The sequence below is a fragment of the Streptomyces sp. 17_S59 genome (genome assembly GCF_056930295.1).
Genome location: NZ_JBXOWD010000001.1, coordinates 4,921,102 through 4,947,491 on the forward strand (window position 1 = coordinate 4,921,102; position 26,390 = coordinate 4,947,491).

General features: G+C 73.5%; 21 protein-coding genes. 8 read left to right on the top strand and 13 right to left on the bottom strand.

The window, feature by feature from the left end:
* Positions 1-13 precede the first annotated feature (13 nt).
* On the bottom strand, positions 14-832 hold the full coding sequence (locus AC1Z4A_RS22505; RefSeq protein ID WP_483681513.1) for an ABC transporter ATP-binding protein: 819 nt from the start codon (positions 830-832) through the stop codon (positions 14-16).
* 80 nt (positions 833-912) lie between these two features.
* On the opposite strand from AC1Z4A_RS22505, the gene AC1Z4A_RS22510 reads away from it, so the two are divergent.
* From AC1Z4A_RS22510 to AC1Z4A_RS22525, 4 genes are all read left to right on the top strand, one after another.
* Positions 913-1,545 carry a TetR/AcrR family transcriptional regulator gene (locus AC1Z4A_RS22510; protein ID WP_483681515.1) on the top strand — a complete coding sequence of 211 codons (633 nt, stop codon included), beginning with the start codon at positions 913-915 and terminating at the stop codon, positions 1,543-1,545.
* Positions 1,546-1,773: 228 nt separating this feature from the next.
* Complete coding sequence (locus tag AC1Z4A_RS22515) at positions 1,774-2,622, top strand: 3-hydroxyacyl-CoA dehydrogenase family protein (RefSeq protein ID WP_483681517.1); 849 nt, start codon at positions 1,774-1,776, stop codon at positions 2,620-2,622.
* 141 nt (positions 2,623-2,763) lie between these two features.
* A complete protein-coding gene (locus AC1Z4A_RS22520; RefSeq protein ID WP_483681519.1) occupies positions 2,764-3,096 on the top strand; it encodes an STAS domain-containing protein in 333 nt (110 codons plus the stop codon).
* A gap of 316 nt (positions 3,097-3,412) precedes the next feature.
* Positions 3,413-6,112, top strand: a complete 2,700-nt coding sequence (locus AC1Z4A_RS22525) for an ATP-binding protein (RefSeq protein WP_483681521.1) — start codon at positions 3,413-3,415, stop codon at positions 6,110-6,112.
* A 257-nt stretch (positions 6,113-6,369) separates the two neighbouring features.
* On the opposite strand, the gene nucS is transcribed toward AC1Z4A_RS22525, so the two are convergent.
* Positions 6,370-7,029, bottom strand: coding sequence for an endonuclease NucS (gene nucS / locus AC1Z4A_RS22530; RefSeq protein WP_483681523.1), 660 nt, complete (start codon positions 7,027-7,029; stop codon positions 6,370-6,372).
* A gap of 207 nt (positions 7,030-7,236) precedes the next feature.
* Here nucS and AC1Z4A_RS22535 point away from each other — a divergent pair, with 207 nt between their 5' ends.
* Positions 7,237-7,629, top strand: coding sequence for an SCO5389 family protein (locus AC1Z4A_RS22535; RefSeq protein WP_483681525.1), 393 nt, complete (start codon positions 7,237-7,239; stop codon positions 7,627-7,629).
* A 122-nt stretch (positions 7,630-7,751) separates the two neighbouring features.
* Here AC1Z4A_RS22535 and AC1Z4A_RS22540 read toward each other — a convergent pair whose 3' ends face one another.
* Positions 7,752-8,789, bottom strand: a complete 1,038-nt coding sequence (locus AC1Z4A_RS22540) for an LLM class flavin-dependent oxidoreductase (protein ID WP_483681527.1) — start codon at positions 8,787-8,789, stop codon at positions 7,752-7,754.
* Between the two features lie 203 nt (positions 8,790-8,992).
* Here AC1Z4A_RS22540 and AC1Z4A_RS22545 point away from each other — a divergent pair, with 203 nt between their 5' ends.
* Entirely contained in the window at positions 8,993-9,325 is a 333-nt protein-coding gene (locus AC1Z4A_RS22545; protein ID WP_483681529.1) for an ATP/GTP-binding protein, read from the top strand.
* Between the two features lie 24 nt (positions 9,326-9,349).
* Here AC1Z4A_RS22545 and AC1Z4A_RS22550 read toward each other — a convergent pair whose 3' ends face one another.
* From AC1Z4A_RS22550 to mce, 8 genes are all read right to left on the bottom strand, one after another.
* A complete protein-coding gene (locus AC1Z4A_RS22550) occupies positions 9,350-10,237 on the bottom strand; it encodes an ABC transporter permease (protein WP_483683688.1) in 888 nt (295 codons plus the stop codon).
* Between the two features lie 110 nt (positions 10,238-10,347).
* Positions 10,348-11,592, bottom strand: a complete 1,245-nt coding sequence (locus tag AC1Z4A_RS22555) for an ABC transporter ATP-binding protein (protein WP_483681531.1) — start codon at positions 11,590-11,592, stop codon at positions 10,348-10,350.
* A 90-nt stretch (positions 11,593-11,682) separates the two neighbouring features.
* Positions 11,683-12,540, bottom strand: coding sequence for a hypothetical protein (locus tag AC1Z4A_RS22560; protein WP_483681533.1), 858 nt, complete (start codon positions 12,538-12,540; stop codon positions 11,683-11,685).
* A gap of 173 nt (positions 12,541-12,713) precedes the next feature.
* Positions 12,714-13,484, bottom strand: a complete 771-nt coding sequence (locus AC1Z4A_RS22565) for an ABC transporter permease (RefSeq protein WP_483681535.1) — start codon at positions 13,482-13,484, stop codon at positions 12,714-12,716.
* 2 nt (positions 13,485-13,486) lie between these two features.
* Positions 13,487-14,461 (bottom strand): ABC transporter ATP-binding protein, encoded by a 975-nt coding sequence (locus AC1Z4A_RS22570; RefSeq protein WP_483681537.1) that lies wholly within the window; start codon positions 14,459-14,461, stop codon positions 13,487-13,489.
* Positions 14,462-14,650: 189 nt separating this feature from the next.
* Positions 14,651-15,589 carry a cellulose-binding protein gene (locus AC1Z4A_RS22575; RefSeq protein ID WP_483681539.1) on the bottom strand — a complete coding sequence of 313 codons (939 nt, stop codon included), beginning with the start codon at positions 15,587-15,589 and terminating at the stop codon, positions 14,651-14,653.
* A 124-nt stretch (positions 15,590-15,713) separates the two neighbouring features.
* Positions 15,714-20,687 carry a polarized growth protein Scy gene (scy, locus tag AC1Z4A_RS22580; protein ID WP_483681541.1) on the bottom strand — a complete coding sequence of 1,658 codons (4,974 nt, stop codon included), beginning with the start codon at positions 20,685-20,687 and terminating at the stop codon, positions 15,714-15,716.
* Positions 20,688-20,849: 162 nt separating this feature from the next.
* A complete protein-coding gene (gene mce / locus AC1Z4A_RS22585; protein WP_483681543.1) occupies positions 20,850-21,290 on the bottom strand; it encodes a methylmalonyl-CoA epimerase in 441 nt (146 codons plus the stop codon).
* 138 nt (positions 21,291-21,428) lie between these two features.
* Between mce and AC1Z4A_RS22590 the strand changes: the two genes are divergently transcribed.
* Positions 21,429-22,640 carry an acetyl-CoA C-acetyltransferase gene (locus AC1Z4A_RS22590; protein WP_483681545.1) on the top strand — a complete coding sequence of 404 codons (1,212 nt, stop codon included), beginning with the start codon at positions 21,429-21,431 and terminating at the stop codon, positions 22,638-22,640.
* 51 nt (positions 22,641-22,691) lie between these two features.
* Positions 22,692-23,660: a methylmalonyl Co-A mutase-associated GTPase MeaB gene (gene meaB / locus AC1Z4A_RS22595; RefSeq protein WP_483681547.1), complete on the top strand. Its 969-nt coding sequence runs from the start codon at positions 22,692-22,694 to the stop codon at positions 23,658-23,660.
* A 124-nt stretch (positions 23,661-23,784) separates the two neighbouring features.
* Here meaB and AC1Z4A_RS22600 read toward each other — a convergent pair whose 3' ends face one another.
* The gene (locus AC1Z4A_RS22600) at positions 23,785-24,267 is read right to left on the bottom strand and encodes a ricin-type beta-trefoil lectin domain protein (protein WP_483681549.1); all 483 of its coding nucleotides are present in this window, start codon (positions 24,265-24,267) and stop codon (positions 23,785-23,787) included.
* Positions 24,268-24,680: 413 nt separating this feature from the next.
* The gene (icmA, locus tag AC1Z4A_RS22605) at positions 24,681-26,381 is read right to left on the bottom strand and encodes a coenzyme B12-dependent isobutyryl-CoA mutase large subunit (RefSeq protein WP_483681551.1); all 1,701 of its coding nucleotides are present in this window, start codon (positions 26,379-26,381) and stop codon (positions 24,681-24,683) included.
* Positions 26,382-26,390 lie beyond the last annotated feature (9 nt).

The following is a 26,390-nucleotide window of genomic DNA, read 5'->3' on the forward strand; positions in this document are numbered from 1 at the left end:
TGAAGAGGACTGTCTAGACGGCTATGGGAGCCGCCTCCTGCTGCGCCGGGCCGCGCCCGGTGATGGCCAGGAACGCGTCCTGGAGCGGGGCGGTGGCCGAGCCCGCGTACCGGATCTTGAGGTCCGCCGGGGTGCCTGCGGCCGCGACCGTGCCGCGGTCGACGACGACCAGCCGGTCGGCGAGCGCGTCGGCCTCGTCGAGGTAGTGGGTGGTGAGCAGGACGGTCGTGCCGCGCTCGGCGCGGATGCGCCGGACGAGGTCCCAGAGGTCGGCGCGGCTGCCGGGGTCGAGGCCGGTGGTCGGCTCGTCGAGGAAGAGGACCTCGGGCCGGTGGGTGAGGGCCATGGCGATGTCGAGCCGCCGCCGCTGGCCGCCGGAGAGCGCGGCGCAGGGCCGCTCCAGCAGCTCCGTCAGGCCGAGTCCGGCCGCCAGCTCCTCGGCGCGGGACTCGGCCTCGGGCTTGCGGAGCCGGTAGAGGCGGCCCTGGGTCACGAGTTCCTCGCGGACCGACACCGTGGGGTCGACGCCGCCGGACTGGGCGACGTAGCCGATGCGGCGGCGCACGCCCACAGGGTCGCGGACGAGGTCGTGCCCGGCGACGGTCGCGCTGCCCCCGGTGGGCGCGAGCAGCGTGGTGAGCATGCGCAGGGTGGTGGTCTTGCCCGCGCCGTTGGGGCCCAGGAGGCCGAGGATCTCGCCGCGCCGGACGGCCAGGTCGATGCCGCGCACGGCTTCGACCGGCCCGCGCGGGGTCGCGAAGGTCCGGGCGAGCCCGGAGGTGCTGATGCTGAGCGGGTTCGGGTTCGGGGCCGGGTCCAGGTCTGTGCTCATGACGGCAAGAAAAGCAGAGTCTCTGAAAGTTTGCAATGACTCCAAATTTTCAGGGAGTGCGGCGAAGCTACGATGAGGGCATGGCGGAAGGGCTCAGGGAACGCAAGAAACGGCAGACCAGGCAGCACATCTCGGACGTGGCGACCGGTCTGTTCCTGGAGCGCGGCTTCGACGCCGTGACGATCGCGGACGTCGCCGCGGCCGCGGACGTCTCCGTCAACACCGTCTACAACTACTTCGGGACGAAAGAGGACCTCTTCCTCGACCGCGAGGACGACGCCGTCGACTGGCTCGCGTCGGTCGTCCGCGGCCGCCCCGCGGGCGAGCCCCCGGCCCGCGCCGTGCTGCGCGCCCTGCGCGCCGAGGTGGTAGCCGTCTCGCCGCGGGTGGGGCTCGTCGAGGGGTACGACCGGTTCGTCCGCGTCATCGAGGAGTCGCAGTCGCTCCGCTCCCGGGTCTTCGACATGCGGCGCCGCGCCACCGACCGGCTCGCCGGGCTGCTCGCCGAGGAGGCGGGGGAGAGGGCCGGGCCGCTGCCCGCGCTGGTGGCCAGTCAGCTGGGCTGGGTCCAGGCCCACGTCGTGGAGTTCGTCCAGCGCGAGCTGGTGGCGGGGCGCCCGGTGGCGAAGACGTCCCGCGAGGCGCTCGTCCTGCTGGACGAGATCGAGGACCTGCTGAGCGAGCGGCTGCTGTCCTACACCCCGGCGCCGTGACCGGCTGACCGGCTGACGGGCCGACCGGGCCCGGCGGGGGCGCGGGGCGTACGGGGCATACGCGCCCCAACTGCTCCCCGGGGCACAGCCGGTGGCCGTCCCGGTGTGATGTCCGTCAAATGGGACGTGACGCGCATCTCTTACCCCCCACGGGCGCCTCCCCGGGCGCTAAGGTCCGGCCGAGAGCCGCAACGCACAGACACCTGCACAGGGAGTAAGGGGACAGCCGTGGCCAAGAAGCTCGCCGTCATCGGGGCCGGACTGATGGGCTCCGGAATCGCCCAGGTCTCCGCCCAGGCCGGGTGGGACGTCGTGCTGCGGGACGTCACCGACGAGGCGCTGCGGCGCGGCACGGACGGCATCCGGGCCTCGTACGACAAGTTCGTCTCCAAGGGCAAGCTCGCCGCCGAGGACGCCGAGCAGGCGTTCGGCCGGATCACGCCCACCACCGACCTGGACGCCGTGGCCGACGCCGACATCGTCGTCGAGGCGGTCTTCGAGGACGTCGACGTCAAGCGGGAGATCTTCCGCACCCTGGACGGCATCGTGAAGGACGAGACGGTGCTCGCCTCCAACACCTCCGCCATCCCGATCACCAAGATCGCGGCGGCGACCCGGCGCCCGGAGCGGGTCGTCGGCACGCACTTCTTCTCGCCGGTGCCGATGATGCAGCTGTGCGAGCTGGTGCGCGGTCACAAGACCAGCGACGCCACCCTGGCGACGGCCCGTGAGTTCGCCGAGGGCGTCGGCAAGACCTGCATCGTGGTCAACCGCGACGTCGCGGGCTTCGTCACCACCCGGCTCATCGCGGCGCTCGTAGCCGAGGCCGCGAAGCTGTACGAGTCCGGTGTGGCCAGCGCCGAGGACATCGACATCGCCTGCAAGCTGGGCTTCGGGCACGCCATGGGCCCGCTGGCGACCGTCGACCTGACGGGCGTGGACATCCTGCTGCACGCCATGGACAACATCTACACCGAGTGCCGGGACGAGAAGTTCGCCGCCCCGGAGCTGATGCGCCGCATGGTCGACGCGGGTGACCTCGGCCGCAAGAGCGGGCAGGGCTTCTATCAGCACTGAGGCTGCACCGTCCACCGGAGTCACCCCTCAGGGTGATTTCGGTATCGGATCGCTTACAAGCGGCAACTTTGTCGTGTGAGAGGCAGTCAGTTCTTTAGAGCCACGACCACATCACGCACCGCACCACTCCCGGGAGCGCATATGCACATCAGGGGCGACCACGCCGAACTGGTCGTCGGGGGACGCCTCGACGTCCGAAGCGCGGCGGACGCCCGAACGGTCCTGCACTCCGCCCTCGACGCCGGCCGGGGCGACCTCGTCCTCGACCTGACCGAGCTGGACTCCTGGGACGCCACCGGGCTCGGCGTCATCATGAGCGCCCACCGCCGCGCCGGGCGCGCCGGCCGACGGCTCGTCCTGCGCGGGGTGCCGGACCGGATGCAGCGGGTCCTGGTCGCCACCCGGCTGCACCGCATCCTCGCCATCGAGGACTCCACCGGCCCGGAACGGCGGCAGTCCCTGCCCCACGTGTGAGACCTCCCGTGTGAGACCCACGGGTGAGCCCACCGATCGGACGGCGTGTGAGACGGGGCGCCGGATGGGCCCGGTGAGCCCCCTGCGGCGCGAGTACCCCGATTCTCACGAGACTGTGACGTCCCGTGGCGCCGACCCACCCCCCGGGTCGTAGATACTGTGCCAAGGTCTGTTCGGTTTCCCGCCGCCCAAGAAGCCCACGGCGGGCACCGGACCGTGAAGCGACGGCCCGGGCAGCTCCCGGCCGGAGGTCGAAGGAGTGCGGACAGGCCGAGGGCACGACGGCACGCCACGCATCATGGGGGGCTGAACAACCATGGACCCGACGAACCCGGGATCCGGCGAACTCCGCGACGACGAGCGCACTCCCGCCGCCGACGGCGGCGGCAAGCGCCGCCCGCCCCGCGAGGGACTCCCGGCCCCGGAAACCGCCCAGGGCCCGGTCCGTGTCGTCCAGCTCGTCACCGGCGACTACCTGCTCACCGTCAATCCCGTGGACGGCAGCGAGATAGAGCCCTGCCCGCCCGGCGCGCTGCCCGCGCGCCCGGAGCGCCACGGCCCCGAGGAGCGCGCCGAGCTGCGCCGCGCCGCCGCCCCGCCGCTCCCGGCCCGCCAGGCCGGCCCCGAGCTGCCCCTGCTGCACCGCGAGGAGGAGCGCGAGAGACTGGGCCGGCTGATCTCGCGCGGCCGCTCCGTCCGCCTCACCGGCCCCTCCGGCTCCGGCCGCACGGCCCTGCTGGCCGCTGTCGCCGAGGACTGCGCGGACCTGGCCCCCGACGGCATCGTCCGGCTCAACGGCCACCACCGCACCGCCGCCGACCTGCTGTACGAGCTGTTCGCCGCCGTCCACCACGCGCCCCTGCACCGCCTCGACCGCGCCGAGCTGCTGGCCGCGGTGCACGAGATCGGCGCCGTCGTCGTCCTGGACGACCTCGAGTTCGGCGGCAGCGCGCTCGACGAGCTGCTCGACGCCACCCCCGAGTGCGCCTTCCTGCTCGCCGCCACCCCGGACGTCGCCGCCCCGTCCGCCGACTCCCATGTGGAGGAGGTCTTCCTCGGCGGGCTCGACCGCACCGGCTGCCTGGAGCTGCTGGAGCGGGCCGTGGACCGGCCGCTCACCGACGAGGAGGCCAACTGGGCGGCGGACCTGTGGTTCGAGTCCGAGGGCCTGCCGCTGCGGTTCGTCCAGGCCGGGGCGCTGCTGCGGCACCGGGACGTGCTGGCCGCCGCGCCGGACGCCGTCGAGGAGTTCGGCGTCTTCGCCGAGCGGCCGTACGCGGATGCGGCGGGCGACGCCGACGGGGCGGGCGTGCCGCGGGGCGCGGGTGACTCCAGCAGCTCCAGCAGCTCCAGCAGCTCCGGAGGCGCCGACGGCTCCGGTGACGGGGCCGAGCGGGCCGCCGTGCCGCTGCCCACCCTCGCCCAGGCCGCGGCCCCCGTCGTCATGCTCGCCTCCCGGCTCGGCGAGGCGGCCCGCGAGACCCTGCGCTTCGCCGTCGCCCTCGGCGGCGAGCTGCCCCACCAGGCGCACCTGCCCGCGCTCGCCGGGGACACCCACGCGGACGCCGCCGTCGGCGAACTGCTCGCCTGCGGGCTGATCACCGCGGTCGGCTCCCACTACCGGCTCGCGGCCGGCGTCGCCGACCAGCTGCTCGCCGCCGACTACGGCAGCGAGGCCGCCGACAAGGCGCACACCGCCGCCCGGCACTACGCCTGGTGGGCCGGGCACCCCTCCGTCACCCCCGAGCGCATCGCCGTCGAGGTCGATGCCGTCCTCGCCGCGCTGAGCACCCTCACCGGCGACTCCGCCGCCGGCCACCGCGCGGCCGCCGTACAGCTCGCGCGCACGGCGGCCCCGGCCTTCGCGGCGGCGCTGCACTGGGGCGCCTGGGAGCGCAGCCTCCGGTTCGGCCAGGAGGCCGCGCGGCTGTCGGGCGAGGTGGGCGAAGAAGCGTATTTCCACCACGAGTTGGGCGTACTGGCGCTGTGCACGGGCAATCTGGACCGTGCCCGCGCCGAGCTGGAGGCGTCCATCGGGCTGCGGGGCGTGCTCGCGGACAAGCGCGGCGCGGTCGCCGGGAGGCGCGCCCTGGCGCTGGTCGCCGACCGCTCGGGCCTGTCGATGGGGGCGCGCTCCACACCGCAGCGTGCCGCCGCCGTCGCTGCTGCTGCCGCTGCGAAGATGCCTCCGCTGCCGGACAGCCGGACGTCCGCGGGCGAGGAGGTCCCGGACGCCCGCAGCGAGGAGTCGGCGGCGCCGCCCGCGAAGGCGCCCGGCACGCTCGGGGGGCGGCCGGTGCGGCCGGTACGGCCGGCCACCGACCCGGCGGCCACCACCACCGTCCTCGGCCGGGTTCCGGCGGCCCCCGCCGCCGCCCGCCCTGCGGTGCGGCAGACGTGGCTCCAGAAGCTGATGGCGGGCGGTAACAAGCGGAACCTCGCCGCGGCGGGCGCCGGTGCGCTGCTTGCCGCCGTGCTCGGCACCGTGGTGACGCTCGGCGCCGCGTCCGGCGGCAGCACGGGCAAGCACTCGGACACGGTGAAGCCCGGGCAGTCCGCGTCGCAGCAGGACGGCGACCACGGGCTGAGCGCGGACGAGCCGGCGGCCGGTGACGACCGGCGCCCGGGAGTGCCGGGCGGCAAGAAGCGCAAGCCGGCGCCGGGGGAGAAGCCGGGGCCGAGCGGTGCGCCGAGCGGGCCTGCGGAGTCCTCCGGGCCCTCGCCGTCCGCGTCGCCCGGCGACGGCGGGCAGGCCACGCAGTCGCCGACTCCGTCGGGGAAGCCGTCGCAGAGTCCGACGCGGACGCCGGGGGGCGGGGAGTCGCCGAAGCCGACGCCGTCGCAGCCGTCGCCCACGAAGACGGGGGGCGGGACGTCGCCCACGCCGGTGCCGAAGCCGCCGACGGTGCAGCCGTCGCAGCCGCCGGCCGGGGGCAGCTCCACGTCGGCCTCCGGCCCGGCGCCGGGGGGCCAGCCGACGGCGGGCGGGACGGGGTCGGGCGCGCCGGTGGCGTGAGGGGGGTTCCTTTCCCCGATCCCGCCCCTTCCCGGCTGTATCGATTTGCGGCTCCGCCGCGTGGGGGGCTGCGCCCCAGACCCCGGGACCGCGCTGCGCGCGACCGCGCGGCGGAGCCGCAAATCGAGCACAGCCTCAAACGCCGGACGGGCTGGAAAATCCAGCCCGTCCGGGGGCACCTCCCAGCGGTAGCTGGGGGAGTTTGAGGACCGGGGGTCCGGGGGCGGAGCCCCCGGTTAGAGAAAAGGCACCCCGCCCTAGAACAGGCGCAGCTTGTCGTCCTCGATGCCGCGCAGCCCGTCGTAGTCGAGCACCACGCAGCCGATCCCCCGGTCCGCCGCCAGCACCCGCGCCTGCGGCTTGATCTCCTGCGCCGCGAAGATCCCGCGCACCGGCGCCAGGTGCGGGTCGCGGTTCAGCAGCTCCAGGTACCGCGTCAGCTGCTCCACGCCGTCGATCTCGCCGCGCCGCTTCAGCTCCACGGCCACCGTCCCCCCGTCCGCGTCGCGGCAGAGGATGTCGACCGGGCCGATGGCCGTCGGGTACTCGCGGCGGATCAGGGTGTAGCCCTCGCCGAGGGTCTCGATGCGGTCCGCGAGCAGCTCCTGGAGGTGTGCCTCCACGCCGTCCTTGATCAGACCGGGGTCGACGCCCAGCTCGTGCGAGGAGTCGTGGAGGATCTCCTCCATCGTGATGATGAGCTTCTCGCCCGCCTTGTTGATCACCGTCCAGACGTCGTCGCCCTCCTTGAGGGTGCACGGCGGGGACATCCAGTTCAGGGGCTTGTAGGCCCGGTCATCCGCGTGGATCGAGACGCTGCCGTCCGCCTTGACCAGAATCAGGCGGGGGGCGGAGGGCAGGTGGGCGGTGAGCCGGCCCGCGTAGTCCACGGAGCAACGGGCGATGACGAGACGCATGGTGAGCCACGCTACTCGACTCCTGCCACTTCACGCGATTCGCCCTGGAAGGGGCCCTCCGGCTTTGGCCAGTTGTCGGTGTTCTCCTGGTGGGGCCGCAGTGGCCGGATTACCGTTGAACCGGGCGGTCGCCGTACGGGTACGGGGCGTCGTCGTCCGCTCGCCCATCCCTGAGACCCCGCTCGCGGGGTCGCGAGAGGAGAACCCATGTCGCTCGACGTCTCACCGGCCCTCCTTGAACAGGCCGAGCGAGGCGAGGTCGACGAAGCCGCATTTGTCGACTGCGTCCGGACCTCCCTGCCCTACGCATGGGAGACGATCAGCTCCCTGGTGGACCGGCTCAAGGCCGACGGCGGTGAGTTCGCCGACAACCGGACGCCTCCGCCGGACGAGCAGGCGCGCGGGCAGCTGCTGCGCGCGCTGGCGAGTGATGCGATCCGCGGTGCACTGCAGCGACACTTCGAGGTCCGGCTGGCGTTCCAGAACTGCCACCGGGTGGCGGTCTTCCCCCTGGCTTCCGAGGCGGACGAGCGACTGGCCCGCTTCACCTCGATCCGTGGCCAGCTGCTGAACCAGTCGCCGGAGCTGCGCGACTGCTGACGAGTCCGTGCTGCCGCTCCGGGACGCGGGAGGTGCGACGACAGCGGGGGCGGCAGCCCCGCCGGACGACGGGGAACCCCCGTGCCGTACGGGCAAGGGGGGAGGGGGCACAGGGGACGGGATCAGGCGAGCAGCGGCAGCACTTCCGCGCCCAGCCGGCGGAGGTTCTCCTCGGTGGCCGCCAGATCGCCCGAGCCCTCGGCCAGGAGGGCGAAGCGGCTGATGCCCGTCCGCTCGGAGGTGGCCGAGAGCCGGTCCGCGCACAGCCCGGGCGGCCCCACCGGATGGAGGTCGCACAGCAACTCGGTGTACGCCAGCGGGTCCCGCATCGCGCGGTGCCTGCCGTCCACCGTCACATGCGCCGACAGCCCGTGGTGCAGCCACCCCGGCATCGCCTTGAGCAGCATCTCCGCCGCCTCCTGCCGCCGGTCCGCGATCTGGACCACTCCGGCCGCCACATGACCGGCCGCCGCGACCTCCTCGGGTGAACTCCCCGCCTCCAGCGCGCACTTGCGCCACAGGGTCACCATCTCCGCCTTCTCCTCGTCCGTGCTGTGCATGCCGAGCAGCATCGGCAGCCCGTGCGCCGCGGCCAGCCGCACACTGGCGGGCGAGGTGCAGGCGACGATCACGCCCGGGCCGGTGGAGTCGCCGCTGGCGTCCAGCAGTTCGTCGGGGCGCGGCACGACCGGGACCTCACGGAACGCGAACCGCTTGCCGTCGCTGCCCACCCGTGGCTCGCGCAGCCAGCGCATCAGCAATTCGAGCGACTCCGGGAACCCCTCTTCGTACGCCCCCAGGCCGGAGTTGAACACTTCCAGGTCGACCCACGGCCCGCCGCGGCCCACCCCCAGAGTGAACCTTCCGCCTGACGTCAGGTGCAGCAGCGCCGCCTGCTCGCCCAGAATCACCGGGTGAGTATTGGGCAGCACGCTGACGGCCGTGCCCACCCCGAGGGTGCGCGTGCGGCCGAGCAGCAGGGCGGCGAGCGTCACCGCCGACGGGCACACGCCGTACGGTACGAAGTGGTGTTCCGCGAGCCAGACCGCGTCCAGCCCGGCCTCCTCGGCGACTTCGGCCGACCGCACGGCCCTGTACAGCGCCTCCCCATGGCCCTGGCCCGGAAACTGGGCGGCCAGGACAAAGGCTCCAACGCGCATCGCTCTTGTACCTCCTAGCGACCGACGCGGCATCCCCCTGGAGGCAATAACGCCTGACACGTGCCAAAGGTACGGCTGGGCATGAAGTTTTCATGATGATCGGAGAGTAAGCGCCATAGCTCCACGGGGACGCCGGACCATGGTGGTGACCGTGCCGCGTACGCTGGTCACGACCCGTAGCCCCAGACCCACCGAGGTGCCCCGTGTCTCCGCGCCGAAACCGCCCGCGAGGCGGCGCCGACAAACAGACCCCCCTCCCGCGCGACGAGAGCGGTGCGCGCTTCGGGCTGGAGCGCACGGACTCCTGGCAGGGCGAGGAGTGGAACGTCCGCATGATCGGCGGCGGCGCGGCGGCCAAGCACTACCGCTGTCCGGGCTGCGACCAGGAGATCCCGCCCGGGATGCCGCACGTGGTCGCCTGGCCGCAGTTCGGCGGGGGAGTCGAGGACCGGCGCCACTGGCACAAGGCGTGCTGGAACGCACGAGACCGCCGGAGCGCACGGCTCCAGCGGTCTCGCAACGCGCCGAGGCACTGAGTCGAGGTATTGAGGTATTAAGGCCTAGGCATCCCGCTTGAGCAGCGAGGCGTACGCGCCGGCCAGCGCGGCCGCGGCCACGCCCAGCATGATCCACACCGGGGTCCAGCCGGTGACGCCGTCGAAGCCGACGGCCGTCCTGTCATCGGTGACGTAGAGGCCCATCAGCTGGATCGGGATCGAGTAGTCGATGAGCGCCGACCGCAGGTCCGTCAGGCTCTCGGAGAACATGAACATCGCGATCACGTACGGCAGCAGCAGCACGCCTAGCATGACTGTGATGGCCCCGGCGGAGTGCCGCAGCAGGGTGCCGACGGCGAGCGACAGCAGGCCCAGCGCGGCGACGAACAGGCTCACCCCGAGCGTCGCCCGCAGCCACTCCGACGCGCTCGGGTCCCAGGCCGCCTGATCGCCGACCAGGGCCGAGTCGGCCATGGCCACCAGCGTGGTGCAGACCAGCGTGATCGTGAAGACCAGCCCGGCGAACACGATCGCCTTGGCGGTCAGCAGGCGGGGGCGGCTGGGGCAGGCGGTCAGGGTCGTCCGGATCAGCCCGGTGCCGTACTCGGTCGTGATGCTCAGCACCCCGAGCGTGATCACGCACAGGATGCCGAGCAGCACGCCGTAGAGGCCCAGGGTCAGCAGCGGGGTCGAGGTGCCCAGCGAGTCGCCCGCGGAGTCGGTCAGCGCGGCGATCAGCAGACCGCCGCCGAGGACCAGCAGGATCATGATGCCGAGGGTCCACATCGTGGACCGGACCGAGCGGATTTTGGTCCACTCGGCGGCGAGGGCGTTGCCGAGGGTGGCCCTGCGCAGGGGGATGGGTGATACGTAGCCGCCGCCCACCGGGGCCTGGCCGGGCCAGTAGCCCTGCGGCGCCTGGGGTGCCGGGTGCGCCTGCGGTGCCTGCATTGCCTGGGGCACGGCGGCCGCCGGAGGCGCCTGCGGCGGCGCGGGCGGCTGGGGCAGCGGCGGCTGCTGCGGGGCGTGCTGCGGGGGCGCGGGGTGCTGCTGCGGGGTGGTCATCGGGCGTCCTCGCTGTCGCGCTTGGTCAGATCGGCGGGCGCGGCCGGGGCGGGCGGCTGCGCCGGGGCGCCGGCGATCACGGTCGGCTGGTGCGGGGCGGGCGGGGCGGCCTGCGCGGCGGGCGGTGCCGTTGCGGGGGCCTGCGCCGGCGGGGCGGGCGGTACCGGTGCGGTTGCCTGCGCCTGCGTCTGCGCGTACGGGTTCGGGCGCTCGCCCGCGAGGACCGGGTACGCCTGCTCGCCCCAGCCCGCGGGCGGCGCGGCGGGCTGCTGCCAGCCCGGGGCCGGCACGGGGGCCGGGGGCTGGAAGCCAGCGCGCTGGTCCGCCGTCGAGCGGTAGTCGACCGCGCCCTGGGTCATGCGCATGTACGCCTCCTCCAGGGACGCCTGGTGCGGCGACAGCTCCCAGAGACGGACGTCCGCGCCGTGGGCCACGTCGCTGATCCGGGGCAGGGGCAGCCCGGTGACGCGCAGGGCGCCGTCCGGCTCGGGCAGCACCTGACCGCCCGCCTCGACCAGCGCCGACGTGAGCTTCTCGCGCGCCTCCGGCGCGCCCTCGGGCGTACGGACCCGGGCGAAGTCCGCCGAGTTCGCGGAGATGAAGTCCTTGACGCTCATGTCGGCCATGAGCTGGCCCCGGCCGATGACGATCAGGTGGTCGGCGGTCAGCGCCATCTCGCTCATCAGGTGGGACGAGACGAAGACCGTGCGGCCCTCGGCCGCCAGCCGCTTCATGAGGTTGCGGACCCAGAGGATGCCCTCGGGATCGAGACCGTTGACCGGCTCGTCGAAGAGCAGCACCTGCGGGTCGCCGAGAAGCGCGGCGGCGATGCCGAGCCGCTGGCCCATGCCGAGCGAGAAGCCCTTGGAGCGCTTCTTCGCCACCTCCTGGAGGCCGACGACGCCGAGGACCTCGTCGACGCGGCGGGCCGGGATGCCGGAGTGCTGGGCGAGGGACAGCAGGTGGGCGCGGGCGCTGCGGCCGCCGTGCACGGCCTTGGCGTCGAGGAGGGCGCCGACCTGGCGCGGGGCGTTGGGCAGCTTGCGGTACGGGAGACCGCCGATCGTCACCTGGCCGGACGTGGGCACGTCCAGACCGACGATCATGCGCATGGTCGTCGACTTGCCGGAGCCGTTCGGTCCCAGGAAGCCGGTGACCGTACCCGGCCGCACCTGGAACGACAGGTTGTGCACGGCCGTCTTGGCGCCGTAGCGCTTCGTGAGGCCGACTGCCTCGATCATTCTCCGCCCCTCGCAGCTGGCTCGGGGCAAAAGCCCCCGTAAGGGTAAGGAGGATAGACGAGGGGTTGACGGTTCCCCGAGAACGGCAAGTCAGCGGGGGCGCGGCCGCGTGAGGTCGTCGTAACGGAGCGTACCCGCCCGTCCGTCGTGCGCCGGGAAGCCGCCCACGGCCCGGACCCAGCCCTCGGCGGCGAGGAGCCGGGTGCCCTCGGCCCGCGCGGCCTCGTCCGCCGCCGCGCGCGCCACCCAGCTGCCCGGATCGGGCCCGAGCAGCCCGCGGAGCCGGGGCGAGCCCCGCAGCAGCGCGGCGAGGAGTGTGCCCTGGTCGCCGCCGCCCGGCCGGGGCAGCCCGCTGTCCGGGTCGGTGAGGACGCCCCACCGGCTGACGTAGAGGTACGCGCCGCCGAGCCGCTCCCCGGAGGGCAGGGTCACGGGGAAGACGTCCCCGGGCAGCAGGACGCGCAGGTAGTTGAACTCGGTGGCGTCGACGGCGGCGAGCTGCGCCGCGTCCAGCCAGCCGGCGACGAGCGTGAGGTCGGCGGCCGGGTCGGGGTAGGGGGCGGCGGCCACGTAGCCGGCCCGGCCGATGTGCCCGGAGCAGCCGACGGCCACGCCGCGCACGCGCACGGGCACCAGGGGGACGGCGGCGGACAGGCCCCGGCCGGTGAGCTTGTGGGCGAGCTGGGCGGGCGCGGCGTTGGAGCCGACGGCGAGGACGGGGTGGCGGTGGCCGGCAGGGGGCCCGCCGAGGGCGGCGAGGGCATGGTCGAGGGGCGTGGCGGTGGTGGTGACCGGCCAGCGGCCGAGCGGTTCCGGTGCGACGGTGAGGGGGAGCAGCTCGTCCCCGGTGAGGAGGGTGGGCTCGGTGGCGGGGCGCCCGGGGTAGGCGAGGGGTGCCCGGGCGGGCACGACGTCCATGCCGAGGGCATGCAGGGTTCGCCGGGTCATGGGGGTTGTCCTTCCCCACCCCGCCCGAATTCAGCCCCTCCGGCGTTTGAGGAGCGGGGGTCCGGGGGCGGAGCCCCCGGTTTCGGGAAGGGGCGGGATCGGGGAAGACGCACCCGCCACCGCCCCCGCACCCCCGCCCGGTCAAGGGCTACGCACCCCCGCCCGGCCAAGGGCTACGCGTCCCGGCGGCGCAGCACCGCATAGCCCCCCGCCAGCGCCGCCACCACCCACAACACCATGATCGCGAAGCCGCCCCACGGGCCGTACGGCGCCTCGTCCCCCGCCGTCACCACCTGCATCACCTTCTGTCCCGCCTGATCCGGCAGGTAGCGCCCCACCTTCTTCGTCGCCGAGACATTCCCGAGGATCGCCGAGATCAGGAAGAAGAACGGCATCAGAATGCCGAGCGACAGCATCGGGCTGCGCAGCATCGTGGCGACGCCCATCGAGAACACCGCGATCAGCGTCATATAGAGGCCCCCGCCGATGACCGCGCGCAGCACTCCCGGGTCGCCGAGCGACGCCTTGTACCTGCCGAGCATCGCCTGCCCGACGAAGAAGGTCACAAAGCTGGTGATCATGCCGATGGCGAATGCCAGCAGCCCCGCAATAGTGATCTTGCTGAATAGGAACGTGCCGCGCTGCGGAACGGCCGCCAGCGACGTCCGGATCATTCCGGTGCTGTATTCGTTGGAGACCACCAGCACCCCGAAAACGATCAATGCCAGCTGGCCCAGCCCCATCCCGGCAAAGCTGATATACGTCGGATCGAAGCGGATCCTTTCCCGTTCCGACAGATTGCCGAAGTCCTTCGACGTCAAAGCGCTGATCAGGGCGCCCAGCCCGACGGTCACCACGACCGCGATCCCCAGCGTCCACACCGTGGACCGCACCGATTTGATCTTCGTCCACTCCGACTGGAGGACCCGGGCCACCGCAGCCATCGTCAGGACCCCTTCCTCTTCCGCCAGTCGGCCCCCCAGTCCGGGGCGGCAGCCGGCGGCGCGCCCTGGTGATTGGCGTGGGCGTGGTACTCCACGGACCCGGCAGTCAGCCGCATGAACGCCTCCTCCAGGGACGCCTGCTGGGGGCTCAGCTCGTGCAGCACGATCCGGTGCCGCGCGGCCAGCTCGCCCAGGTGCTCGCTGTCCTCTCCGGTCACCTCCAGCGCACCGCCCTCCCCGGGCGTGAAGTCGATGCCCACGCCGTGCAGCACGTCCCGCAGCCGCTCGGGCTCGGGCGAGCGGACGCGCACGAAGGAGCGGGAGTTCTCCTTGATGAACTCCGCCATGCCCGTGTCCGCCAGCAGCTTCCCCTGGCCGATGACCACCAGGTGGTCGGCCGTGAGCGCCATCTCGCTCATCAGGTGCGAGGAGACGAAGACCGTACGGCCCTGCGCGGCAAGGCTCTTCATCAGGTTGCGGATCCAGTGGATGCCCTCGGGGTCGAGGCCGTTGACCGGCTCGTCGAACATCAGGATCTGCGGGTCGCCGAGCAGCGCCCCCGCGATGCCCAGGCGCTGCCCCATGCCGAGGGAGTAGCCCTTGGTGCGCTTGCGCGCCACCGAGGTGAGACCGACGGTGTCCAGCACCTCCCGCACCCGCCCGGCCGGGATGCCGTTGCTCTGCGCCAGGCACAGCAGGTGGTTGTAGGCGCTGCGGCCACCGTGCATGGCCTTGGCGTCCAGCAGGGCGCCGACGGCCCGCAGCGGCTCCTGCAGCTGCCGGTAGTGCCTGCCGTCGATACGGACCGTCCCGCTGGTCGGATTGTCCAGGTCCAGCATCATCCGCATGGTCGTCGACTTGCCCGCGCCATTGGGCCCCAGGAAGCCGGTGACGATGCCGGGGCGCACGGTGAAGGTGAGGTGATCGACGGCGCGTACGTCGCCGTAGTGCTTGGTCAGCCCCTCAAGCTCGATCATTCCGTCACGGTAAGCGCGCCCGCCCGGCCCCGCCACCGGTGGCACCGACTCCGCGGATCCCGCCGGAACAACGCCCCGGAACAACCCGGCGCGCCCGCGCGTCGGCCTCCGGGCCGCGCGGGGCGCGCCGAGCACAGGATCCCCCGAACGAATGACGTGCTGTCGTAAGCGTCGTACGCGCCCCCGGTGTCAGCGGCTCTGCTGGGCCGGGACGCCGCGGGTGATCGGCTCGTCGTCCCCGGGGACCCCGGCCGCGGCCACCGCCGCGCCGGTCAGCGTGGCCAGCATCTCGCGGACGTTGGTCAGCTGGGCGTTGATGCTGTCGCGGCGGTTGGTGAGCGCCGCCAGCTCGCGCTCGGACTCGCTGCGGATGCGGTCCGCCTTGGCGTTGGCGTCGGCCACGATGTCCTCGGCCTGGCGCTGTGCGGTCTCCACCGTCTGGCGGGCCCGGCGCTCGGCGTCCGTGCGCAGCTTCTCGGCCTCCAGGCGCAGCTGCTCCGCGCGGTGCTCGATCTCCGCCAGCCGCTTCTCGGCCTTGGCCTGACGGGAGGCCAGGTCGCGCTCGGACTGCTCGCGCCGCTTGGCCAGATTGGTCTCGAAGTCCGCGGCGGCCTGGGCGGCCTTGGCGCGGGTCTCCTCGAAGAGGGCGTCCGCCTCCTCGCGCTTGGACTGGGCGTCCTTCTGCGCCTCGGCACGCAGCGATGCCGCGTCGCCCTTCGCCTTCTCGACGATCCGCGCGCCCTCGTCCTCCGCCTTCGCCTTGCGGTCGGCGGCGAACGACTCGGCGTCGTTGCGCACCTGCTGGGCGGCCGACTCGGCCAGCTCGCGGTGCTGCTCGGCCGCGCGCCGGGCCTCTTCCCGCAGGTCCTTGGCCTCTTCCTCGGCCAGCCGGAGGATCTTCTCCACCCGCGCGCCGAGCCCCGCGTAGGACGGCTCGGCGTCGTTGATCTGTGCCTGAGCGTTCTGCGTCTCGAGGTGCAGCTCCTCGATCCGCTTTTCCAGAGAGGTGATCCGGGCCAGGGCGCTGTCACGGTCCGCTACGAGCTTCGTAATGCGGTCGTCCACCTGGCCGCGGTCGTATCCACGCCGCACCAACTCGAAGCCGAAGGGGGAGGAAGTGTCGCTCATGGGGTTCCTGTCATTGGAGACCTGTGAGGTGATAGAGGGAATCCTAGGGGCGTGAGCGGCGTGTCATCGAGCAGATGGTTTAAGACAGTTGGGGAATCCGGAAAACGACCCCTCGATTGAGTGGCTACTTCCGGTCCTGCTTGCCACCCGATCGAGTAGCGCCCACACCGGCCGTCGCCTTCACCCCGCCGTCCTTGGAGCCGCCCGCCCCGGGGGACTCAAATGATTCCAACGCTTCCAACACGTCCTGGACACGGGAAATCTCGGCCTGAATGTCCTCGCGGCGGCGAACCAGCACCTCCAACTCCCGCTTCGCTTCCTCGAGAAGACCCGTGGCCTCCTCCTGAGCCTCGGTGCGCAGGCGCTCGGCCTCGCGTACGGCCGTGGCCCTCTTCTGTTCCGCCTCCTTGATCAGGCCCTCCGCCTTCTTCACGGCGGCGATCCGCACCTTGTTGGCCTCGCCGGCCGCCTCCGAGCGCAGCTTGTCCGCCTTCTTCTCGGCGTCCGCGAGCTGCTCGGTGGCCGCCTGGACCAGCTTGTCGCAGCGCTCGCCGGCCGACTGCATCGCCTCGGCCGCCTCCCGGCGGGCGCGGTCGTGCAGCTCCTCGACCTCGCTCTCGATGCGGGACCGCAGCTCCTCCGCCCGGTCCCTTATCCCGGTCGCGTCCCCGCGCGCCTCGGCGAGCAGGGTGTCGGCGTCCGTACGGGCCTGCTCGACCAGGGCGTTGCCCTCCGCGCCGGCCTCCGCGACGAGGCGCTCGGCCTCCCGGCGGGCGGCGCCCACCATCGCGTCGGCCTGCTCCTCGGCGGCCGCCGCGGCACGCACGGCCTCCTCCTGGGCCTGGGCGACGAGCGCATCGGCCTGCTCGGCGGCGTCGGACAGCCGCTTGGCGCCCGCGTCCCGCGCCTCGTCGACCGTCCGCTCGCCCTCGGCACGGGCCTCCTCGCGCAGCCGCTCCGCCTCCAGGACGGCATCGGCCTTCAGCTTCGCCGAATCGGCACGCGTGCTGTTGGCGTTCTCCTGCGCCGCGGCCAGCGCCTCGGCGGCCTCCGTGGCCATCCGCTCGGCCTCCGCCGTCGCCTCGGCGATGAGGTCGTCGGCCTGCTGGGCGGCCTCCGCGCGGCGGGCGTTGGCCGCCTCGCGGGCCTCGTCGGTGGTACGGGTCGCCTCGTCCCGGGCGGCCTCGAGCGTCGCGTCGGCGTCGGCGCGCAGCCGCTCCGCCTCCGCCTCCGCCTCGGCCAGGGCGCGCGCGGCCTGCTCGGCGGCCTCGGCGCGGTGCGCGTCGGCGGCCTTGCCCGCCTCCTCCACCGTGCGGACGGCCTCCGCGGCCATCTTCTCGGCCTCGGCCGTGGCCTTGGCGATGAGGTCGTCGGCCTGCTGGGCGGCCTCCGCGCGGCGGGCGTTGGCCGCCTCGCGGGCCTTGTCCACGATGCGGTCCGCGTCGTCCTGCGCGGAAGACGTCAGCTCCGCGGCCTCGTTGACGATCCGCTCGGCCTCGGCCCGGCCCTCGGAACGGATCTTGTTCGCGTCCTCGCGGGCATCCGCCCGGGTGCGCGCCGCGTCCTGCTCCGCCGACGCCAGCGCGTCGGAGGCGTCGGTGCGCATCTGCTGCGCCTTGGCGGACGCGTCCGCCACCATCCGCTCGGCCTCGGCGGTCGCCTTGGCGACCACCGCGTCGGCCTTCTCGTCCGCCTTGGCCTTGACCTCCGTGGCGGCCGTGCGCAGCGCCTCCGCCTCGGCCTTGGCCTCGGCGCGGAGCGCCTCGGCGGCCTCGAGGGCCTCCTCCACCGTCCGGTTCGCCTCGGCGACCAGGCGGTCGGCCTCCTCCTGCGCCTTGGCGATCAGGTCGTCGGCCTGCTGGGCGGCCTCCGCACGGCGGACGTTGGCCGCCTCCCGGGCCTCGTCGACCGTACGGGCGGCCTCCGCGCGCAGGCGCTCGGCGTCCGCGTCCGCCTCGGCGCGGTGCGCGTCGGCGGCCTCGCGGGCCTGCTCCTCGAAGCGGGCCGCCTCCACCCGGGCGGCCTCGACCATCTCGGCCGCCTCGGCGATCAGCCGGTCGGCGTCGGCCGACGCCTCGGCGCGGTGCACGTCCGCGGCCTCGCGGGCCTCCTCCACGGTGCGGGCGGCCGCGGCGGCCATCTTCTCCGCCTCGGCCGTCGCCTCGGCGATCAGCTCGTCCGCCTGCCGCGCCGCCTCCGCCCGGTGGGCGCCGGCGGCCTCGCGGGCCTCGTCGACCGTACGGGCCGCCTCGGCACGCAGCCGCTCGGCCTCCGTCTCCGCCTCGGCCAGGGTGCGCGCGGCCTCCTCGGCGGCCTCGCCCCGCTGGGCGTCGGCGGCCTCGCGGGCCTCCTCCACGGTGCGGCCGGCCTCGGCGACCAGGCGCTCCGCCTCGGAGGTGGCCTCCGCGATGAGGTCGTCGGCCTGCTGGGCGGCATCCGAACGGCGGGCGTTGGCCGCCTCCCGGGCCTCGTCGAGGGTCCGGGCGGCCGTCTCCTCCACGCGCTGCGCCTCGTCCGCGGCCTCGGCGAGCGTGCGCTCCGCCTGCTCCCGGGCGGTGTCCACGGCGGCCTTGGCCTCGGCACGCAGGCGCGCCGCGTCCTCGTCGGCGCGCTCGCGCTCGGCGTACGCCTCGGCACGCACCCGGTCCGCCTCGATCTGGGCGTCCGTGACGGTGCGTTCGGCGTTGTGCTCGGCTGCCGAGCGCAGCCCGGCGATCTCCTCCTCGGCCTCCTCGCGCAGCCCGGCGACGGAGTCCCGCACCTGCTGGGCGGTCTGCTCGGCGGCGGCGACCAGCTCGGTCGCCCGCTGCTCGGCCTCCTCGACCAGGCGGCGGTTCTCCTCCTGCGCCTCGGCGACCCGCTTGCGCGCCGCGGCCAGCAGCTCCTCGCTCTGCTCGTGCGCCGCCTCGCGCTCCGCCTGCGCCTCCGTACGGGCGCCCCCGAGCAGCTCCTCCGCCTCACGGCGGCGGCGCGCGGCCTCCTCCTGCGCGGCGGCCAGCGCCTCGGCGGCCTCCGCGGCCGTCCGCTCGGCGGCGGCGTTCGCCTCGGCACGCACCCGGTCGGCGGCCTCCTGCGCCTCCGTGCGCAGCCGCTCCGCCTCCGCCTCGGCCTCCGCGCGCAGCCGCGCGGCCGTGGCCTCGCCCTCCGCGCGGGCACCGGACGCCTCCGCGGCGGCCTCCGCGCGCAGCCGCTCCGCCTCCGTCTCGGCCTGCGACTGCAGCGTGCGCACCCGCTCCGCGGACTCCGTGCGCAGCCGCTCGGCCTCCTCGGCGGCCTCCTTGCGCAGCCGCTCGGCCTCCGCGCGGGCATCGCGCAGCGCCTCCTCGGCGGCCTCGACCCGCTGTGCGGCCTCCGTCTGCAGCCGCGTCAGCTCCGCGCCGGCCTCGGCGCGGCGGGCCTCCGCCGCCTTCTCGGCCTCCTCGCGCAGCGCACGCGCCGCCTCGGCGGCCTCCGTGCGCACCCGCTCGGAGTGGTCCTCGGCCTCCTCGGCCATCTCCTCGGCCTCGGTGCGCGCCCGCTCCAGGGCCTCCTCGGCCTGCTTGCGCAGGGCCGCGGCGCGCTCGGCGGCCTCGGTGCGCACCCGCTCGCTCTCGGCGGTCGCGCCGCTGCGCGTCTCCTCGGCCTCCGCCTTGGCGTTGACCAGCAGCTCCTCGGCCGTACCGGCGGCCACCTCGATCTGCTGGAGCGCCTCCCGGCGGGCCTCGCTGCGCAGCCGCTCGGCCTCCTCGACGGCCTCCGCGCGCAGCTGCTCGGCCTCGGCGCGCAGCCGCGACGCCTCCTCCTGCAGCTCGACGGTCCGGGCCCGGTACTCCTTGGTGTCGTCCTTCGCCTCGCCCTTGAGCTGCTCGGCGGTGTCCGCGGCCTGCGCCCGCAGCCGCTCGGCCTCGGCCTCCGCCTCGCGGCGGATCCGCTCGGCCTCCGTGGCGGCGGCCCTGGTCGCGGCCCGGGCGTCCTCGGACGCCTTCGCCAGCACCTCCTCGGCCGTGCGCGCGGCCTTGGCCAGCGCGGCCGCGGAGTCCTCGGCGACGGCGCTGCGCGCCTTCTCGGCGGCCTCCGCCACCAGCCGCTCGGCCTCGGCCGCGGCGTCCGCACGCAGCTGCTCGGCCTCGGCCTTGAGCGCCTCGGCGTCCTTGGTGGCCTCGCTCACCAGCCGGGAGATCTCGGCCCGGGCGGTACGGGTGCGCTGCTCGTTGTCGGACTCGGCGTCGGCCAGCCGCCGGGCGGCGGCCTCCTTCGCCTCGGTGACCAGCTTCTCGGCCTCGGCCCGCGCCTCGCGCAGCGCCGCGTCGGCCTCCTGGATGCGCGCCTCGGCGGCCCGCGTCAGCTCGGTCGAGGTGCTGCGGGCCTGGTCGGCCTCGCTGCCCGCCTCCGAGCGCAGCCGCTCGGCGTGGTCGGTGGCCTCCTGCGCCTGCGCGGAGGCGGCGGTCAGCAGCCGCTCGGCGTCCGTGCGCGCCCGGCGCAGGATCGCTTCGGCTTCGGCACGGGCCTCCTCGGCGGCCGCCCCGAGCCGGCCGCTGGCCTGCTCGGTCAGCCGCTGGGCCTCGGCCCGCGCGGCGGCCAGGGCCGCCTCGGCCTCGGCCCGCGACTCCTCCATCAGCCGGCGCGCCTGCGACTCCGTGCGGGCGCGCAGCTGCTCGGCCCAGGCCACGTTCTCGTTGACGTGCGACTCGACGGTGCGGCGGCGCTCGTTCAGCTCCTCGTCGAGGCGCTGCCGGCGGGCCACCGCCTCGGCGTGCAGCTCGGCCTCCATCCGGGCCTGCCGCTCGGCCTGCTCCTGGAGCAGCCGCTGGGTCTGGGCCCGGGCCTCGCGCAGCTCCCGCTCGGCGTCGGTGCGCAGCTGCTCGGCCTGGATCTGGGCATTGCGCAGCAGCTGCTCGGCCTGGTACCCGATGTCCGCCGAGTCATAGGCGGGACGGTGGGCGAGATTGCGGCGCGCCTCGTGCAGCTTGGCGCGCAGCACCTCGACCTGGTAGCCGAGGTCGTCGGCGTGCTGGACCGCCTTCTCCCGCTCGGTCCGCAGCCGCTCCATCTCGGCCTCGAACTTCGAGAGGTGGTCGTCAGCCTCGTAGCGGTCGTACCCCCGCACAGCGCGGTCCATCCGTCCCCTGGTCGCGTCGGCGGCCGGCCCCGTACTGCGTAGGTGGTGAAACCCGGAGCCCGCCCTTCCGAAGAAATGGTGTCAGATCATCGGCACAGCCCGGTCCGGGGCCCACCCGTACCCCGGCCGAACCTGCACTCTACCGGCCGGGGAAGGGGAGGGTCAGTGCTCCGCCTCCGGGTGGGGCGCGGAGGTGACCAGTTCGGTCAGCACTCCGTGGCAGTCCTTCGGGTGGAGAAAAGTGATGCGAGAGCCCATGGAACCGGTGCGCGGCTGGTCGTAGAGGACCCTGACCCCCTTGCCGCGGATCGCCTCCGCGTCCCCGTCCACATCCGCCGTGCCGAACGCGATGTGGTGAACGCCCTCGCCGTTCTTGGCGAGCCACTTGCCGACCGGGGAGTCCTCCCGGACCGGCTCCAGAAGCTGCAGGTAGGAGGCCCCGCCGTCGTCCGTCCCGTTGATCCTGAGCATGGCCTCGCGGACGCCCTGCTCCTCGTTGACCTCGCTGTGGAACACCTCGAAGCCGTACGTGGCACGGTAGAACTCGACGGTTTTGTCGAGGTCGAAGCAGGCGATCCCGATGTGGTCGATGCGCGTCAGCATGGATCCAGTGCACCGCCGGAGAGGGTGGTCACGCAACGTGCGCGCGATCACACCTTCCGCCCGGTGACCGGGCGGGTACCGCTCAGTACATTGACGGGAACCGTCGACACCACCCCTCCGCTCGAAAGGGCCGAGCCCATGTCTGCAACGAACGGCAACACCCGCAGCACGTCCGTCATCGTCGCGGGCGCCCGGACGCCCATGGGACGGCTGCTGGGCTCGCTGCGCACCTTCTCCGCCGCGGATCTGGGCGGTGTGGCCATCAAGGCCGCGCTGGACCGGGCCGGCATCGGCGGCGACCAGGTGCAGTACGTGATCATGGGCCAGGTCCTGCAGGCCGGCGCGGGCCAGATCCCGGCCCGCCAGGCCGCCGTCAAGGCCGGCATCCCCATGTCGGTGCCCGCCCTGACCGTCAACAAGGTGTGCCTCTCCGGCCTGGACGCCATCGCCCTGGCCGACCAGCTCATCCGCGCGGGTGAGTTCGACATCGTGGTGGCCGGCGGCCAGGAGTCCATGACCAACGCCCCGCACCTGCTGCCCAAGTCCCGCGAGGGCTACAAGTACGGCGCGGTCGAGATGCTCGACGCGATGGCGTACGACGGGCTGACGGACCCCTTCGAGCACATCGCCATGGGCGAGTCCACCGAGAAGCACAACACCCGCCTCGGCATCCGCCGCCAGGAGCAGGACGAGATCGCGGCCCTCTCCCACCAGCGGGCCGCCGCCGCCCAGAAGAACGGCATCTTCGAGGCCGAGATCACCCCCGTGGAGATCCCGCAGCGCAAGGGCGAGGCCGTCGTCTTCAGCAAGGACGAGGGCATCCGCGCCGAGACCACCGTGGAGACCCTCGGCAAGCTGCGCCCCGCCTTCGCCAAGGACGGCACGATCACGGCCGGCACGTCCTCGCAGATCTCCGACGGCGCCGCCGCCGTGGTCGTGATGAGCAAGGCCAAGGCCGAGGAGCTGGGCCTCGCCTGGATCGCCGAGATCGGCGCCCACGGCAATGTGGCCGGCCCGGACAACTCCCTCCAGTCCCAGCCCTCCAACGCCATAAACCACGCGCTCGGCAAGGAAGGGATCACCGCCGACGATCTCGACCTCATCGAGATCAATGAGGCATTCGCGGCCGTCTGCGTGCAGTCAATGAAGGATCTGGGCGTATCGCCGGAAAAGGTGAACGTCAACGGTGGCGCCATCGCGCTCGGCCACCCCATCGGCATGTCCGGCGCCCGCCTCGTGCTGCACCTCGCCCTGGAACTGAAGCGGCGCGGCGGCGGCATCGGCGCGGCCGCGCTGTGCGGCGGCGGCGGTCAGGGCGACGCACTGATCCTGCGCGTACCGGGCAACTGACACCCGACGGGTCCCAGCGGCACCGACAGGTCCTGTGAGAACGGAGCAGTCATGGCGGACGTCCCCACCCTGGTCGAGCAGGCGCGAGAGGGCCGGCCGCGCGCCGTGGCCCGGCTGATCTCACTGGTGGAGGGGGCGTCCCCGCAGCTGCGCGAGGTGATGGCGGCGCTTGCGCCGCTCACCGGCAACGCCTATGTGGTGGGCCTGACCGGCTCGCCCGGCGTGGGCAAGTCCACCTCCACCTCGGCCCTGGTGACCGCCTACCGGCGGATGGGCAAGCGGGTCGGCGTGCTCGCCGTCGACCCCTCCTCGCCCTTCTCGGGCGGCGCCCTGCTGGGCGACCGGGTGCGGATGTCCGAGCACGCGTCCGACCCCGGCGTCTACATCCGCTCGATGGCCACCCGCGGCCACCTGGGCGGGCTCGCCTGGGCCGCCCCGCAGGCGATCCGGGTGCTGGACGCGGCCGGCTGCGACGTGGTCCTCGTCGAGACCGTGGGCGTGGGCCAGTCGGAGGTGGAGATCGCCTCCCAGGCCGACACCTCCGTGGTGCTCCTCGCCCCCGGGATGGGCGACGGCATCCAGGCCGCGAAGGCGGGCATCCTCGAGATCGGCGACGTCTACGTCGTCAACAAGGCCGACCGCGACGGCGCGGACGCCACGGCCCGCGAGCTGAACCACATGCTCGGCCTGGGCGAGGCACGCGCCGCGGGGGACTGGCGGCCGCCGATCGTCAAGACCGTGGCCGCGCGCGGCGAGGGCACGGACGAGCTCGTCGAGGCCCTGGAGAAGCACCACGCATGGCTGGCGGAGCACGGCGTCCTCGCGGAGCGCCGCCGCCGGCGGGCGGCGCACGAGGTCGAGACCATTGCCGTCACGGCGCTGCGCGAGCGCATCGGCGACCTGCGCGGCGACCGCCACCTGGCCGCCCTCGCGGAGCGCGTGGTGGCCGGGGAGGTCGACCCGTATGCGGCGGCGGACGAACTCGTGGCGAGCCTCACGGAGGCCGCGGCCTCCAGCTGAATCTTTCCGAAGGGAAATGAGCCCGGCGAATGCGCATTCGCCGGGCTCATTCTTGTGCGGGGAGGGTCTCCGCCCGGATTCGGCGGCGAATGAATTCCTCGGCTGAATGCCTGGGCGGAATTCCTTACTTGTTGTACAGGCCCCACTGCTGGGCGGCCCGGCCCGTGCCCTTGGCCTCCAGGGTCACCGCCCGGTCCACACCATGGCCCTGGAGTACGTCGCCGCGGAACTTCCGGCTCTCTATCGCAGTGGTGTCCGCGGTGGTGTCGACGATCCAGCGCTGGGCCAGGTTCCCGCTGTTGCACGGGCTCTGGGTCACCTTCGCGCCGCGGGCCACCGCGGTGAGGCACTTGCCGTGGTAACGGCCTCTGATGGTGTAGGTGCCGTCGTCCAGCTGGTTGAAGTCCCACACCTGGAAGGAGTGGTGGGCGTCCCGCGTGAGCACGTCGACGCCGTAGTACTCGTCGAGGTTGGTGTCGTCGCTGTACACCTGGACGGACTTGGAGACGGGCGCAGCCTGGGCGGCCGGCATCGCGGTGAGCGCGAGGGCGCCCGCGAGAAGACCCGTCGTGGCGACACTGAGCGCGATCTTCCTGGTTTTCGGCATGCGCTTTCCTTTCCCTTGGCTGCATGGCGGGGAATTCCCGCAATTGCCGGAGGCCTGAGCCCCGTTGGGAACCTAGGTGATCGCGGCATCACCGAACAGGGGAGTTCGGGTCAGCGTGCGGAGAGGAAGGTCCGGCTTTCAACCCGTCCCATTCCCGCAGATGACCTGCCTCCGGCAAGTGCGCCAAACAGGCCGATTCCACGGTGGCGGCCGTTTTCCGCCGGGCGGGGGCACTGCAGCCGCCGATGCCGCAGGCAGGGCCGGGGGAACAAGGAATGCGCCACGGCCGTAAGACAGCCGGACCGCGCACGGAACACCCGCTTCCGGACAACGCGGGCGCACAGCACGAACGGCCACGCGTCCCGTTCGTTATGAAGGGACGCGTGACCGGATAGCGGTCGGTGCGCGGCGCCTCAGAAGCCCGCCGGCTCCGTGTAGACGCCCCACTCGTCGCGCAGCGCGTCGCAGATCTCGCCCAGCGTGGCCTCGGCCCGCACCGCCTCCAGCATCGGCTCGATCATGTTCGAGCCGTCCCGGGCGGCGGCCAGCATCGCCTCCAGCGAGGCCCGCACCCGGGCGTCGTCCCGCCCGGCCTTGCGCTCCGCCAGCACGCGGACCTGCTCGCGCTCCACCTCGTGGCTGACGCGCAGGATCTCCAGGTCGCCGGTGACCGAGCCCTCGTGGCAGTTGACGCCCACGACGCGCTTGGCGCCCTTCTCCAGCGCCTGCTGGTAGCGGAAGGCGCTCTCGGCGATCTCCCCGGTGAACCAGCCGTCCTCGATGCCGCGCAGGATGCCGGAGGTGACGGGGCCGATGGGGTGGCGGCCGTCGGGGTGGGAGCGCAGGCCGCGCTCCTTGATCTGCTCGAAGATCTTCTCCGCGGCGGCCTCGATCCGGTCGGTGAGCTGCTCCACGTACCAGGAGCCGCCCAGCGGGTCGGCGACGTTGGCGACGCCGGTCTCCTCCATCAGCACCTGCTGGGTGCGCAGGGCGATCTCGGCGGCCTGCTCGCTGGGCAGCGCGAGGGTCTCGTCGAGGGCGTTGGTGTGCAGGGAGTTGGTGCCGCCGAGCACCGCCGCCAGCGCCTCCACGGCCGTGCGGACGACGTTGTTGTACGGCTGCTGGGCGGTCAGCGAGACGCCCGCCGTCTGGGTGTGGAAGCGCAGCCACTGCGCCTTGTCCGTCTTCGCGCCGTAGACCTCCTTCATCCAGCGCGCCCAGATGCGGCGGGCCGCGCGGAACTTGGCGATCTCCTCGAAGAAGTCGACGTGTGCGTCGAAGAAGAAGGACAGGCCGGGTGCGAAGACGTCCACGTCGAGCCCGCGGCTGAGCCCCAGCTCCACATAGCCGAAGCCGTCGGCCAGCGTGTACGCCAGCTCCTGCGCGGCCGTGGCCCCGGCCTCGCGGATGTGGTAGCCGGAGACGGACAGCGGCTTGTACGCCGGGATGGAGCGGGCGCAGTGCTCCATCAGGTCGCCGATCAGGCGCAGGTGGGGCTCGGGCGGGAAGAGCCACTCCTTCTGCGCGATGTACTCCTTGAAGATGTCGGTCTGCAGCGTGCCGTTGAGCACGGACGGGTCGACGCCCTGGCGCTCGGCGGCCACGAGGTACATGCAGAAGACCGGCACCGCCGGGCCGCTGATCGTCATCGACGTCGTGACGTCGCCCAGCGGGATGTCCTTGAACAGGACCTCCATGTCGGCGGCGGAGTCGATGGCCACGCCGCAGTGCCCGACCTCGCCCAGCGAGCGCGCGTCGTCGGAGTCGCGGCCCATGAGGGTGGGCATGTCGAAGGCGACGCTCAGCCCGCCGCCGCCGTTGCCCAGGATCATCTTGTAGCGCTCGTTCGTCTGCTCGGCGTTGCCGAAGCCGGCGAACTGGCGGATGGTCCACGTACGGCCCCGGTAGCCGGTGGCGTGGAGGCCGCGGGTGAAGGGGTACTCGCCGGGCCAGCCGATGCGCTCGAAGCCCTCGTAGGCGTCGCCCGGGCGGGGGCCGTAGACCGGCTCGACCTCGTCGCCGGAGAGCGTGGTGAAGTCGGCGTCGCGCTTGCGCGCCTTGTCGAACCGGGCCTGCCAGCGCTTGCGCCCCGCCTCGATCGCTGCTGCGTCCATGTGGTGCCG